General features: G+C 53.5%; 16 protein-coding genes. 4 read left to right on the top strand and 12 right to left on the bottom strand.

The annotated features are described in order from the left end of the window. Nucleotides 1–10: 10 nt before the first annotated feature. From KNP80_RS09205 to KNP80_RS09165, 9 genes are all read right to left on the bottom strand, one after another. Complete coding sequence (locus KNP80_RS09205) at nt 11–781, bottom strand: ABC transporter permease (protein ID WP_214719321.1); 771 nt, start codon at nt 779–781, stop codon at nt 11–13. Next, nucleotides 771–1,697 (bottom strand): ATP-binding cassette domain-containing protein, encoded by a 927-nt coding sequence (locus KNP80_RS09200; RefSeq protein WP_214719319.1) that lies wholly within the window; start codon nt 1,695–1,697, stop codon nt 771–773. The genes KNP80_RS09205 and KNP80_RS09200 overlap by 11 nt, the downstream gene beginning before the upstream one ends. 101 nt (nt 1,698–1,798) lie before the next feature. Continuing rightward, nucleotides 1,799–2,767 (bottom strand): class II fructose-bisphosphatase, encoded by a 969-nt coding sequence (gene glpX / locus KNP80_RS09195; protein ID WP_029594665.1) that lies wholly within the window; start codon nt 2,765–2,767, stop codon nt 1,799–1,801. A gap of 16 nt (nt 2,768–2,783) precedes the next feature. Beyond that, entirely contained in the window at nt 2,784–4,037 is a 1,254-nt protein-coding gene (gene murA, locus KNP80_RS09190; RefSeq protein ID WP_214719317.1) for a UDP-N-acetylglucosamine 1-carboxyvinyltransferase, read from the bottom strand. Nucleotides 4,038–4,063: 26 nt separating this feature from the next. Further along, nucleotides 4,064–4,714, bottom strand: a complete 651-nt coding sequence (gene fsa / locus KNP80_RS09185) for a fructose-6-phosphate aldolase (protein WP_214719316.1) — start codon at nt 4,712–4,714, stop codon at nt 4,064–4,066. A gap of 79 nt (nt 4,715–4,793) precedes the next feature. Next, entirely contained in the window at nt 4,794–5,624 is an 831-nt protein-coding gene (locus tag KNP80_RS09180) for a hypothetical protein (protein ID WP_214719314.1), read from the bottom strand. Between the two features lie 98 nt (nt 5,625–5,722). Next, nucleotides 5,723–6,577, bottom strand: coding sequence for a class II fructose-1,6-bisphosphate aldolase (gene fba / locus KNP80_RS09175; protein WP_214719312.1), 855 nt, complete (start codon nt 6,575–6,577; stop codon nt 5,723–5,725). Nucleotides 6,578–6,734: 157 nt separating this feature from the next. Then, nucleotides 6,735–7,097, bottom strand: coding sequence for a response regulator (locus KNP80_RS09170; protein WP_058764844.1), 363 nt, complete (start codon nt 7,095–7,097; stop codon nt 6,735–6,737). A gap of 80 nt (nt 7,098–7,177) precedes the next feature. Continuing rightward, nucleotides 7,178–7,528 carry a YxeA family protein gene (locus tag KNP80_RS09165; protein ID WP_029594660.1) on the bottom strand — a complete coding sequence of 117 codons (351 nt, stop codon included), beginning with the start codon at nt 7,526–7,528 and terminating at the stop codon, nt 7,178–7,180. 112 nt (nt 7,529–7,640) lie between these two features. Between KNP80_RS09165 and KNP80_RS09160 the strand changes: the two genes are divergently transcribed. Then, nucleotides 7,641–8,063, top strand: coding sequence for a hypothetical protein (locus KNP80_RS09160; protein ID WP_214719311.1), 423 nt, complete (start codon nt 7,641–7,643; stop codon nt 8,061–8,063). A 37-nt stretch (nt 8,064–8,100) separates the two neighbouring features. Here the strand turns inward: KNP80_RS09160 and KNP80_RS09155 are convergent, their stop codons facing one another. After that, complete coding sequence (locus KNP80_RS09155; RefSeq protein WP_214719309.1) at nt 8,101–9,756, bottom strand: glycerol-3-phosphate dehydrogenase/oxidase; 1,656 nt, start codon at nt 9,754–9,756, stop codon at nt 8,101–8,103. A 262-nt stretch (nt 9,757–10,018) separates the two neighbouring features. Here KNP80_RS09155 and KNP80_RS09150 point away from each other — a divergent pair, with 262 nt between their 5' ends. The 3 genes from KNP80_RS09150 (at nt 10,019) to KNP80_RS15980 (ending at nt 12,396) form a co-directional block, all read left to right on the top strand. Next, nucleotides 10,019–11,134 (top strand): NADH-dependent flavin oxidoreductase, encoded by a 1,116-nt coding sequence (locus KNP80_RS09150; protein ID WP_214719307.1) that lies wholly within the window; start codon nt 10,019–10,021, stop codon nt 11,132–11,134. Between the two features lie 266 nt (nt 11,135–11,400). Continuing rightward, complete coding sequence (locus KNP80_RS09145; protein WP_029594656.1) at nt 11,401–11,613, top strand: hypothetical protein; 213 nt, start codon at nt 11,401–11,403, stop codon at nt 11,611–11,613. A 39-nt stretch (nt 11,614–11,652) separates the two neighbouring features. Next, complete coding sequence (locus KNP80_RS15980) at nt 11,653–12,396, top strand: helix-turn-helix transcriptional regulator (RefSeq protein ID WP_029594655.1); 744 nt, start codon at nt 11,653–11,655, stop codon at nt 12,394–12,396. Nucleotides 12,397–12,410: 14 nt separating this feature from the next. Here the strand turns inward: KNP80_RS15980 and KNP80_RS09135 are convergent, their stop codons facing one another. Together KNP80_RS09135 and KNP80_RS09130 are read right to left on the bottom strand one after the other, a co-directional pair. Next, nucleotides 12,411–12,959 (bottom strand): GNAT family N-acetyltransferase, encoded by a 549-nt coding sequence (locus KNP80_RS09135; RefSeq protein ID WP_029594654.1) that lies wholly within the window; start codon nt 12,957–12,959, stop codon nt 12,411–12,413. Nucleotides 12,960–13,002: 43 nt separating this feature from the next. Further along, nucleotides 13,003–13,833, bottom strand: a complete 831-nt coding sequence (locus KNP80_RS09130; RefSeq protein ID WP_029594653.1) for a TVP38/TMEM64 family protein — start codon at nt 13,831–13,833, stop codon at nt 13,003–13,005. Between the last annotated feature and the right edge of the window lie 32 nt (nt 13,834–13,865).

Below are 13,865 nucleotides of genomic sequence, written 5' to 3'. Positions count from 1 at the left end.
ACCCCGTTCGTCATTTTTGTTTCAAGGCACCGCGTGCGTTCGTCGCCGCGAACACGACCATGATGACGCTCATCGCCCCGGCGACGGCAAGTCCGGCCGATAACGCGCTCCAGTCGATCGTCGGTTGCGTCAATACGGCACGCATCCCTTCAAAGATGTACGTCGTCGGATTGAACGTCGCCGCTACTTTGAGCCATTCTGCCTCAATCAACTCTTTCGGGACGAACGTCGTCGACAAGAAGATGAGCGGGAAGAATAAAAGGGTCCCGGCTTGTGCAGCTTGAGCGTTCCGTGTCTTTAACGCTACACCGACCGAGTAACCAGCAAAACCAAGGCCGAATCCGATGGCAAGCAGCACCGTGAACAAGAAGCCAGGCAGACCGACCGGAATCGACAAACCGAGCAAGAACGCCACCCCGAAAATGAGGAGCGTCTGGACGAGCAGTTGCAACATCCCGGCAATCATCGGGCCGAGCACGATCGCCGTCCGCGTCGCGGGAGTCAGAAGCAAGCGGGCGAAGTAACCTCTCTCGATATCCCGGACGAGTGCTTGTCCCGTCCCCCCGGCCCCACCGACCGCCCCGGACACGATGGAGACTGGCAAGATGAAGTTCAAATAGGCGCTCCCATCAAACTGAGGAAGCGACGCGACGCTCGACAATCCGCTCGTGTAAACGAGTAAGAAGAAGACGGAAATAATCAAGTTCGGGATGAACGAAAATGGATTCCGAATCGTCGTAATGAGGCTTCGTTTCGTGAAGAGCCATGTCTCAGTCCACATCGGGCACACTTCCTTCATATGACTCACCGGTCACTTTCAAAAAGACGTCATCGAGCGACGGTTGCTTCACGGTCAGACGTTCCGGTTGAAGCGACCGTTCATCGAGCTGGCGCACGACTTCCATCAGCGTATGATTGACGAGCTCGAACGCCACGTGTTGCCCGGTCGCCGTATGACCGAACAACGCAGCGGCTGCAGATGCTTCTTGATCGCTGCGGAACGTCATCGCAATCGTCTCGCCGCCGACGAGTCGTTTCAACGCTTCCGCTGTCCCTTCGCTGACGATTTTTCCATGATTAATGATGGCAATCCGGTCGGCCAGTTCGTCCGCCTCTTCTAAGTACTGGGTCGTCAAAAAAATCGTCGTGCCGAACTCCTCGTTGAGCCGTCTTACCTCGTTCCAAATCTCGATGCGGCTCGCCGGGTCGAGCCCGGTCGTCGGTTCATCTAAAAACAAGACGGTCGGTCGATGGACGAGCGTGAGTGCCAAATCGAGCCGACGCCGCATCCCGCCCGAATATGTGCCGCTTCTCCGGTCGGCCGCTTCTGTGAGCGAGACGACACGGAGCAGTTCCTCGGCGCGCTTCTCCGCCTCTTGTTTCGTCATCTTGAACAACCGGCCTTGCAAGACGAGCAGTTCCCGGCCGGTCAACACTTTGTCGATGCCGGTCTCTTGCAGGGCGACGCCAATCGACAGGCGGACGTCTTTCTCTTGTTTGACGACATCAAATCCGTTCACCCGTGCTTTTCCCTCGGTCGGCCGGACAAGCGTCGTCAACATTTGCACGGTCGTCGACTTGCCAGCCCCGTTTGGTCCAAGGAAAGCGAAAATCTCTCCTTTCTGGACCGAGAACGAAATCCCATCGACGGCCGCCACGTCCCCGAACGTTTTGACGAGCGATTCCACTTCGATCATTTGTATACACCTCCTGACTCTCTATTCCCGTTCTAACGCATAATAAATATGTAGGAACACATCAAAAAAGCTGTGGACGCAATGTCCACAGCTCGAGAGAATTAAGGTTTCATGACCATTTTCGGTTTTTTCTTCAATGAGTGGATGCCTTCGACGAAGCGGACCGTTCCTGACTTAGCTCGCATGACGACCGAGTGCGTCTGACCACCTTGTCCGGTGAACTGGACGCCGCGGAGGAGTTCCCCGTCCGTCACACCCGTCGCTGCGAAGATGCAATCTTCACCTTTGACGAGGTCGTCTAACAGCAAAATCCGGCCCGTATCGGCGATGCCCATGTCTTGGCAACGTTTCTCTTGGGCCTCGTCTTCAGGAAGCAGGCGACCTTGGAAGTCACCGCCGAGACACTTCATCGCGACGGCCGCGATGACGCCTTCCGGCGCACCGCCAGAGCCGAGCAATAAATCGACGCCCGTTTTCGGGAACGCCGTATTGATGGCTGCGGCCACGTCTCCGTCGGGAATCAACTTGATGCGGGCACCTGTCGCTCGGACACGTTGAATCATCTCTTCGTGACGATCACGATGTAAAATCGTGACGACGACGTCTTCGACGTTCTTGTTCTTCGCCTTGGCGACGATGGCGATATTCTCTTCAATCGAGTTGTCGAGACTAATCAATCCGGCCGCTTCCGGACCGACGGCAATCTTGTCCATATACATGTCCGGCGCGTGAAGAAGGTCACCGGCGTCAGCGACAGCGAGAACGGCAAGCGCTCCCCACGTTCCCGTCGCGACGATGCTCGTCCCTTCGAGTGGATCGACAGCGACGTCGAGGCGTGAGCCATAGCCGTTCCCGACTTTTTCACCGATATAGAGCATCGGTGCCTCATCCATCTCGCCTTCCCCGATGACAACGACCCCTTTCATCGGAATCGTATCAAACACTTCACGCATCGCGGTCGTCGCCGCATCGTCCGCCTCTTCTTTCAAGCCTTTACCCATCCAACGAGCCGAAGATAGCGCTGCCGCTTCTGTGACTCGGACCAATTCCATTGATAAACTACGTTCCACCCGAATTCTCCCCTTTTTACTCGGACACCTCATCGACCCAGACGAGCGCGCCGAGTTGTTTTAGTTTGCCGACGAAATCGACATATGAATCGTTCAATTTTTCCGCATGGATCACCGTGGATTCGCCGTTCGCTTGAAGCCCAGCTAAGGTGAGGGCTGCCCCACTCCGTGCGTCTGCACATTCCATTTCCGCATTGGCGAGCGTTGTCCCGCCGCGAATGACGGCCGAAGCATCCTCGAGCGTGATCTGTGCGTTCATGCGCCGCATTTCCGCGATATGGCGGAACCGTTGGGCGTACAGCTTGTCGGTGACGATACTCGTCCCATCCGCTTTCAACAGTGCGGCCGACATGATCGGCTGCAGGTCGGTCGGATACCCCGAATAGTGAAAGACACGGATATCAATCGGTTTAAAGGCGTTCGCCCGCACCGTGATCGTCTCTTCCCCGACTTCGACATCAGCCCCGTAATCCAGTAGTTTTTGAATGACACCTTCTAAGTGCGTCGGAATGACGTTGCGTACCGTCACTTCGCCTGCGACCGCGCCATAAATCATGAACGTCCCAGCCTCTAACCGATCGGGAATGAGCGTGTGTGTACAGCCGTGGAGCTTGTCGACCCCTTTGATGCGAATCTCGTCGGTGCCCGCCCCGATGACGTGGGCCCCCATCGAAGTGAGCATCGTCGCGACGTCGACGATTTCCGGGTCGATGGCCGCGTTCTCGATGACGGTCGTCCCATAAGCGAGCACGGCCGCGAGCATGGCGCTCACTGTCGCCCCGAACGAACGGAGATCGAGATAAATTCGATTTCCTTCCAGCTTTTCGGCGTTCACATGATAAAGTCCCGACTCGTTCTCGACTTTAATGCCGAGACGTTCGAGTGCTTTCAAATGTAAATCGATCGGTCGTGGACCAATCGCATATCCACCGGGAAGCCCGACGGCTCCTTTCCCAAAACGAGCCGCAAACACCCCGAGCAAATAGACAGCGGCTCGGACTTTACGCGTCTCTGAGCCGAGCAGCGGCATGGCGACGGCATCTTTCGCATGAAGCGTCATCCGCTCCCCGTCCCGTTCAATCGCGACGCCGAGTTCTTGTAATAGACTGAGCATCACTTCGACGTCCTCAATGACGGGGACGTTCTCAATCGTCACCGGTTCTTCCGTCAAAAGTGCTGCGACGAGACAAGGCAAGGCGCTCTGTTTGGCACCGCTAATGTCAACTGTTCCTTCAAGTTTTTGCTGTCCTACGATATGGAGAATTTCCACGAAGATCAAACCTTTCTGCGACAAACTTATTTGGATTGAGCGTTGTTCCAATCCGCTAAGAATTGCTCGATCCCTTTGTCAGTGAGCGGATGTTTCATCATCTGTTCGATGACTTTGTATGGTACCGTGGCGATGTCGGCTCCAAGGAGAGCCGCCTTCGTCGCGTGGACCGGATGGCGAACGGAAGCTGCGATGATTTCTGTATCGATGCCATGGATGGCAAAGATATCGGCAATCGTCTCGACGAGGTCGAGACCATCTTGACCGATATCATCCAAACGACCGATGAATGGTGAGACGTATGACGCGCCGGCCCGAGCCGCGAGTAGCGCTTGGTTGGCGTTAAAGATGAGCGTCACGTTCGTCTTGATGCCGAGCTGTGAAAACGTATTGACCGCTTCCATCCCTGCTGGCGTCATCGGTACCTTGACAGTAATATTCGGCGCGATGGCCGCAAGTTCCTTTCCTTCTTCCACCATACCCGCTGCGTCAAGCGCAATAACTTCCGCGCTGACTGAGAGATCCCCGACGATCTCACAGATTTCGCGTAGCCGTGTATGGAAATCGACGCCTTCTTTGGCGACGAGCGATGGATTCGTCGTCACTCCCCCGATGACGCCCATCTGATGAGCTTTCTTGATGTCTTCCACGTTTGCCGTATCAATGAAAAAACGCATGTACAATTCCTCCTCGAATGGTGTTGTGATCGCTTACACTTCTTATTATGAGGAAATTGTCATGGAATTGCTACACCCTTTACGTCAAGCCAGCGATGGCGAACATCGATCCGATGAGTAAACCAACGCCAACAAGCGTCCCCACTGCCGTCCATCGTTTCACGTTTTTTTGTTTTGTCTCATACGCTTGATACGGCCCTTCCTTTAAGCGCTCCGACCCATGCGTCTCGATCCAAAGTCCGACCGCGGTCTCTTCGTCGGTCACGAGATTGCCTGTATACGTGAACGGGATGATTTCTTCGGGTCGACGGAGAATGTCGAACCGCTCCCGCCGTGTCGCGATGTTCGCCCCAATCCAGTAGAGCCGTTTCGGTGTATAGAAAACTGGCACGCTATCTCCGATAAAATACTGAATCCACTGTTCGAACGCGGCGAGATCGCGTTGGTCGAACAAGATTTCCATTGAATCCTCGTCAGTCATGATGGCGAGCATCGGGCACAACTCGATCGTCCGTCGTCTATAGGGATGCGGCATGGCCGCTTCTGTCTTTCGGACGATGGCCGGGAAGAAGACGACTTGCTTGATTGCGTCGAGCGGGAACGATTGCTCGACTGACTCACCCGGCTCGTGCCGATACGTCGTCCCCTCAATATATGTCGCGGTCACTTCATAGTGCGACTGGTGCCGCTCTTTCCAGAACAGCTGGCGAAACAGTTGCAAGAACCGATACACGCCGTAACCGCCGAGGACGGTGAGTGACACCAGCGGAATCAACCACGGTTTCGGATTCATGAGGATGAGAATGACCGGCAGCGCAGCAAAGGCCAACGTCACACCAATTATAATGATGGGACCGACGATATAGAAAATGCGCCAAAATGATTCTGTCGAACGTTCTTGATACTTCATGCAACCCCTCCTTTTTCATCTATATACGGTACCCTAACCGCTTACGTTTCAATAAAAAAAGCCGGTTCTCACAGGGAGAACCGACTGATGTGACAGGATTATGCTTTGTTGCTTGAACCGAACTCACGCATTTTGCCAGTAACGACGTTGTAGATCGCTTCGATACCAGGGCCGATGACTTTACGTGGGTCATATACTTTCGAGTCAGTGTTGAGCTTCTCACGTACGGCACGAGTCCATTCTTGTTGGCACTCTGTGTTAACGTTGATTTTGCTGTGACCGAGCTCGATTGCTTTTTTGATTTGGTGCTCAGGAATACCTGAACCGCCGTGAAGAACGAGTGGAGTTTTAGTCGCTTCTGCGATTTCTTCCATCTCTTTGAAGCCGAGTTTAGGCTCGCCTTGGTATTCTCCGTGTACAGAACCGAGTGCTGCCGCAAGAGCGTCAACTTTCGCTTCTTTCACGAGGCGTACGCACTCGTCGAGGTCAGCGTATTGTACGCCGCCAACAACGCCATCTTCTTCGCCGCCGACTGTGCCGACTTCCGCTTCAACTGAAGCACCTTTAGCGTGTGCGTATTCAACGACTTGTTTCGTCATTTCGATGTTCTCTTCGATCGGGTGGTGTGAACCGTCGATCATAACAGACGTGAAACCAGCGTCAATCGCTGCTTTACACTTGTCGAAAGATGAACCGTGGTCGAGGTGGATTGCAACTGGAACAGTGATGTTGTAGTCGTGCATGAGACCTTCAGTCATTTTAACAACTGTTGTGAAGCCACCCATGTACTTCGCTGCACCTTCTGATACACCGAGGATAACTGGTGATTTCTCGTCTTCCGCAGCGCGAAGAATCGCTTGCGTCCACTCGAGGTTGTTGATGTTGAATTGGCCTACTGCATACTTGCCTTCGAATGCTTTGTTAAGCATTTCTGTCATTGATACTAATGGCATAATGACATCCTCCTGTCTGTTCGCTATTGTGCACTTTGGGAAAAATGCCCCCGTGCAATTCGTTCCCATTATAACACACGTCGAAACTTGTGCCTATGCTATTCGGGCATAGAAATGGCTCTGCGCAAGCGTTTACATATGTCATCTTCGTGACGAATTACGTGATTTTGAGGACTTCCTTCACTTTTTCAATCATCCGATAAATATCGAACGGCTTTTCAAATTGCGCGGTAATGCCAAGTCGTTGCACTTCTTCGAGCGTCGATTTTTCCCCGAACGCGGTCATAATCATGACCGGGGTGTCGATGTTCCGTTGGCGCATGTTGCGTAGTACTTCATGACCGAACATGCGCGGCATGTTCATATCGAGCAATACTAAATCGTATCCGTTCTGTTCGAGCTTTTCCCAAGCGTTCTGTCCGTCGTTCGCCGTGTCGACCTCGATGCCGAGGCTTTGGAACACTTGCGCCAACATCAACCGAATCCCGTCTTGGTCGTCTGCGATCAACATCCGTGACATCCATCTACCTTCTCTCCATAGTTTGCACTAGTCTAACCATACCAAATCCGATTTCGTTTGGCGACGGACCTATTTTGAAATCAAGGCAACGGTATCGATACCGGTTCTTCGGTCTGTTCGTCCTTTAACTGGGCCGGTACTTCCGACTCAGGTACCGGCTCGTAGGCCGTCACCGTCTGCTCGTCTTTCACATACAGTTTCAAAAAATCGCCTTCGGCCAGCCGAATCGGTGCCTCGAACGTGATTGGTCGTTTCTTGCCGTCTTCATCATAGCCAATCGTTTCATACGTATGTCTCTTTCCTTGGTCGGTGACGTTTGTGCTCGGCACTTTCGTATAGTAGACGTCGGCAAACAGCCGATTCGTATCGACGAACTGCCAACCGAGAAATAAGATGAGGACGACGCCACCGATTGCCCATGCTCGTTTCATCGTAACTCCCCCGCCTTTCTCTTTTCCATCTGTTTCAATACCATTGTCTCCCTATTTCTAAACACCCGGTACGCTGATATACTGAAAACATGAAACGAACAGGAGCGAAATCATGAAACCATATTTGTTATACATATTGTTCGTCTTGGCACTTGGAAGTATGGTCGGACTCGTCGTGAACGTCTTCGGGGAAGAAATAGAAGAGACACCGCTCGCCGCTGCCGTCGAAACCGATCTCGAGGATTTGCCGGAGACGTTCGCCGTCTTGTCCGAGACGTTCGATGAGCCCATCGCAGACAATGACGTCGCCCGCATTAAAAAGCTGGCTTCTAATCCGGAACTCGACGAAATGAACCAGCACGCACTCGGTACAATCGAGGTCATCTTCGAGGGACGCCCGACCACGCTGACACTCGAAACGGACATATATCGCGAGGACGGCACGTATCTTTATCTCTATTTATTCGGCGAACCGGACGTCGTCGAGGCGCTCGACGAACGCATCATGGCGTATTATGAAGAATTAGGCATATGAAAAGGAACCTCGCCGCGGCGAAGTTCCTTTTATTTCGTTAGTCGACCGTGACAGGGACGACCGCGAGATCAATCTCTTTCTCGATCTCGGCCCGCTCTTCAGCGAGACGAGCATCCGACCATTTGAAGACATCGGCCATGCAACGGAGCACACCGTCTTTATAGTTGCGGACGAAGTCGATGTCGAAGAACATCGCTCCGGTGCGGCGGACGAGGAAGTCGATGGCCCGAACGACCGACTCTTCTTCGATGCCGTACATGAGTTGTGCATAGACGTACTCTGGAAGGTCGTACGCGTTCGAGTCCATCCGTTCGATGACACGATCGATGTTCGATCCGTAGAGACGGACGAGTTGCTCGGCTTTGACGTCATCGAGACCAAGGTTTTTCAGTTCAGCCTTCTTCTTCGTCAAGAAGTCATCGAACCCTTTCGAACCGCCGACATGACCGCCCGACATCGGCATATGTTTCGTGCGCGAAGCGAGAAAGACGATGCCTTCTTCTTGCTTGAGCAGTTTCGCCACCAAATCGACGACCGTCTCTGACATCTTGCGATAACCGGTCAACTTCCCACCGGCGATCGTGATTAAGCCGCTCTCCGACTGCCAGACCTCATCTTTCCGTGAAATCTCAGACGGGTCTTTGCCTTCTTCATAGATGAGCGGACGAATCCCGGCCCAGCTCGACTCGACGTCGTCTGCCGTCACGTTCACGTCTGGGAACATATAGTGGATCGCCTCTAAAATATAGTCGCGGTCCTCGGTCGTCATGCGTGGATGAGCTTTATCCTTATCGAAGAACGTGTCCGTCGTCCCGACATACGCTTTGCCGTCACGCGGAATCGCGAACACCATCCGGCCGTCCGGTGTATCGAAATAGATGGCTTGTTTGAGCGGGAATTTCGACTGGTCAATGACGAGGTGAATTCCTTTCGTCAAACGGAGCATCTTCCCTTTGTTCGAGCCGTCTTGTTCGCGGAGCACGTCGACCCAAGGTCCGGTCGCGTTGATGACTTTCTTCGCATAGACATCGTACGTCTTGCCGTCGATTTGGTCTTCAACGTGGACGCCGACGACTTTGCCTTGCTCATAGATTAGACCAGTCACTTTCGAATAGTTCAAGAGGAGGGCGCCGTGGTTGGCCGCCTCTTTCGCGACTTCAATCGTCATACGGGCATCATCTGTCCGATATTCGACGTAATAACCGCCACCGACAAGACCGTCTTTTTTGACGAGCGGCGCTTTTTGAATGACTTCATCCGGCTTCAACATCAAACGTCGCTCGCCGCGTTTGACGCCCGCTAAGAAATCGTACACCATCAAGCCGACCGCTGTGGAGAGCGGTCCGAACGTGCCGCCTTTATGCATCGGCAACAGCATGCGTTCTGGCGTCGTGACGTGCGGCCCGTTCTCATAGACGATGGCGCGTTCTTTTCCGACTTCGGCGACGAGCGCGACTTCGAACTGTTTCAAGTAGCGCAACCCTCCGTGGACGAGTTTCGTCGAACGGCTCGATGTTCCGGCTGCGAAGTCTTGCATTTCGAGCACGGCCGTCTTCATTCCGCGAGACGCGGCATCGAGCGCGATTCCGGCACCGGTGATTCCTCCGCCGACGACGAGCACGTCGTGACGTTCACCCGTTAACTGTTCATATCGTTTGGCACGTTCTTTTGCTGAGAAATTTCTGATTTCCATCTTGTCCCCTCCTATAATGAATCCGGTTCGATGTATGCGAAAAGAGACCACAACAAAACAAGGCTTCGCCCCCCATGTCGTGGTCTCTCTGTAGTCTCCAACCGGTTATCAACTTTTCTCCTGTATTATACCCCATTTTCTAGCATTCAACCATCGACCCGCTCACGGAGTGTGCAACCTGCTCCTCAGAAAGCGTCCCGCTCGCAATTTCAAAATGAGAAGACTAGACTTCAAAGTATCACCAACAAGGAGGAGTTTTTTTATGAAACGCATGTTACAACCTTTCCAATTCAAAAACGGCGTCGAGATCCACAATCGGCTCGTACTTGCGCCGATGACCCATTATTCGTCAGAACCGACGGGTGAAGTGTCGGAACACGAACTCGCCTATTACCGCAAGCGAGCGAAGAACGTCGGCCTCGCCATCACGGCGTGTGCTTACGTGACCGAAGACGGCAAAGGGTTCCCGAACGCCTTCGGTGTGAATGACGACAAGTTCATCCCTGGGCTTCGTCAGCTCGCTGAAAGTTTGAGAGCGGAAGGCGCGAAAGCGATTCTTCAAATCTTCCATGCAGGACGCATGTCTCCTCCGGAACTCGTTCCGAACGAACAACCAGTAAGCGCCAGCGCCATCGCACCGGTCCGTGAAGGTGCCGCCACACCACGCGCCCTTGAGACTGAAGAAGTCGAAGCCATCATCGAGGCGTTCGGCGAAGCGACACGTCGTGCCATTGAGGCCGGTTTTGACGGCGTCGAGATTCACGGGGCGAACACGTATTTGATTCAACAGTTCTTCTCACCTCACTCGAATCGACGCGACGATCGCTTCGGTGGCGACGTAAACGCACGCCTCACATTCCCGCGTGAAGTCATTCGCTCGGTCAAACGTGCAGCTGAAGGCGCGGACAATTTCTTAATCGGCTACCGCTTCTCGCCTGAAGAAGTCGAAGAGCCAGGCATCACGCTCGACGATACGGACGTATTGATCGATATGTTGCTCGAAGAAAATCTCGACTACCTCCACGCCTCGCTCTGGAACTTCAATATCGGTTCAATGCGGAACGAGAACGTGACGGAGCGGTCGATTGATCGCATCGCTAAACGCATCAACGGTGCCGTCCCGCTCATCGGAGTCGGACAGCTCCAGCGCCCAGGTCAAGTCGAAGACGCACTGAACGTCATCGACCTCGCCGCGCTCGGCCGCGAACTCATCATCGACCCGGATTGGCTCGAAAAAGTGAAAGACGGTCGTGAAGACGAAATCGAGACCGAACTCGACTTGAACAAACAAGCCGAACTCGCCGTCCCGGCTCCGCTCTGGAACGCCATCACAACACGTGCCGGCTGGTTCCCAATCAAAGACCAAGCCGTCAAATAAGCCTTCAACCGCAGACTTCATGTCTGCGGTTTTTTTGTGGTTTGTGCAATTCATCGAGTAGTGTGAGAAATGGGATATGCTACGGACACAATTTCGTCACATTTTTCATCTTTTTCACCACTTCTTTCGTGTTGACCTAACTTTCCAAGCTTTCACCCCCTTCGTAAGCTAAGGACAGGAACCGTTTCCTCGATGAAACTGCGGGCCAAGCCTCGCTTGCACCGCGCCTGTCTGTTTGACCGTCTTTTGAAAGGGGCATATGATGTATGACGAAAAAGCCAATTGATCTCGATGCGTACAACAAACAACTCAATCAGCATCAACAGCGTACGAAAGAAGTCGCTGAAACGTATCGACAAAAAAGTAAGGAACTCGAACACCACCTCGAATCATCCGCACGTTCCCGTGAAGAAGCACTCGCTCGCGAAATCGCCGAATTAAAGCAAGTGACTAAACGGAACGTTCCGCGAAATAAATAAACGGTTCCCGATCGTACGACGAAAGAAGTGACTCATCCGGTGGAAAACAAAATCAAACGCCAATTTCTGAATCATCTGCATCGTGACAAAAATTTGTTCGATGATTTTCAGCATGTGGATAACTTTTATACGCTCGATCAACAAATTGTGAGTGCGCTCCGCAGCGCCCATCCGATTCGGGCCGAACAGCTGCTCGAGACGCTGACGCTCGACCTATTGAAACTTCCGGTCTCCGATGAGTACATGAGTGTCCGTTTTTACTACCGCGGCCTCGTCTATCACGTCATCCGTCTGATTCCAGTCGATAACCCAAACGTCCAGACCGCGCTCAATTATACGAGCGCTCTTCTCATCTTAATCGATGAACTGACGACGACACTCGACTTTATCTATGCCATTCCCGTCATCGTCGACCATTTGACGAAGATGATGGCGTTCCTATCCCCTCCCGTGTCGACGAACCCGAACGTCACGACGACCATCCATTTGATTGAAGAGCATTTGAAAGAGCCGGAATTATCGCTCCCGTGGATCGCCCAACAAATCGGGTTATCAAACAATTATTTGTCGGCCCTGTTCAAACAGGAAGTCGGCGAGAGTGTACCCGAACGAATCCGGCGCCGCCGCATCGATGCGTCCATCGCCGATTTGCTCGGAACGAATTTGCCGATTTGTACCATCGGTGAGAAATATCGCTTCGCCTCGTGCACGGCCTATATCAACACGTTCAAGACGTACAAACAAATGACCCCACTCCAATACCGCCAATTGTTCCACACGTGAAAAGCGCTAAGCCTCTACCGAGACTTAGCGCTTTCTGTCATCCATTCTTCTCGCAACAAACCCATGCGAATCGAGTCGTAACGCACGTCGTCGACGACGCGCACCTGACGAATCCGACCTTCGAGTCGCATGCCGATTTTCTCGGCCACTTTCATCATCCGCTCATTGCCCGACCACGTCGTCAATCCGACCCGGACCGTCGGCAACGTCTGAAACAGATGGCCGACCCACAGCTTGAGCGCCCGCGTACCGATGCCCCGATTCCAGCGATCGGCTTGATGGAGGATGATGCCGACCTCGAGCCAGTTCTGTCCGGCGTCTTCATAATAGAAGGAAACCGTCCCGTAGACGGTCCCATCGACCTCGATGACCCACATGTCGTCACGGCCGACGTGTTCGTCCGCATTCTGACAGTACACCTCGTACGTCTGCGCCCGATGTTCGAAATACGGCGCGTCCCACTTCTTATATTCTGGTGCCTCGTTCTTATACATCAATTCCCATAACCGATCCAAGTCCCGTGCCTCAATCGGTCGAATCACTAACGCTTCATCACGAATCATACCCTCGTCCTCTCTATCTGTGCTGCTATACTCTTTCAAGGGATCAGTTCGAATTCCCTTTTTTCCGCTTTCGCCAGACGAGCGCCAAGATGACGAGCAACAGACTCGCCGTCACCGAGACGACGGCGAACGGACTCGCACCGGTGATGAACAGTTCGCCGAGCGAGACCGAATAGGCGAGACCGAACGACGTGACGAGCTTCGCGCCGATGGCGATCAAAACGAATCGAGGAAATGGCACCCGGCTGAACCCAGCCGCGAGACAGATGACCTCATCGGGCAAGATCGGGATGATGAACAAGACGAGCAACACACCGAGCCCGTACTTGTCCACGTATCGGTCATACGTCGCGAGCTTGTCGGCGTCGATAAGCCGCATCACCCGTTCCCGCCCGAACCGAGCGAGCCCGTACATGACGAGGATGCCGAGCGTCGTCGCGACGCTCCCGATTAAGGCCGCCCGGAGCGGGCCAAGGGCGACACTGCCGATCGGGACACTGACCGCCTCCGGTACCGGAAGCGCGATCGGTTGCAGGAAGCTGAAGGCGGCGAACACCCACATCGCCTGGTCGCCATACTGTTCGAGCAACCGCTCGAGCCCGTAAGAATCATATAAAACGAGACCAAACGAAACGTAGTATACGAAGACGAACAACAAAAATAACGTGAACGTGACTTTGAGCATCTGTTTCAAGTATGTGTTCGAGCCCTCGCGAATCGACCGCAATAGACCAATCGACAGTGCGAGCAATACAATCCCGGTCCACCCGAGTTGATACGGCAATAATAGCGTCGGCAAGACGACGAACGGCAACAGGCTGAGCGTGACGAGCGCTCCCCCGTATCCTGCATAAATCATAGTTCGTTCTCGCATGTCGCATCGCCCTCTCCCTGTTCTACTATTAG

Origin of the sequence: Exiguobacterium sp. E4787 (assembly GCF_018618375.1) — a bacterium.
Classification (GTDB): Bacteria; Bacillota; Bacilli; order Exiguobacteriales; family Exiguobacteriaceae; genus Exiguobacterium; species Exiguobacterium chiriqhucha.
The sequence above is the reverse complement of the archived record's forward strand: the minus strand, read 5'-3'. Positions and strand labels throughout refer to the sequence as shown.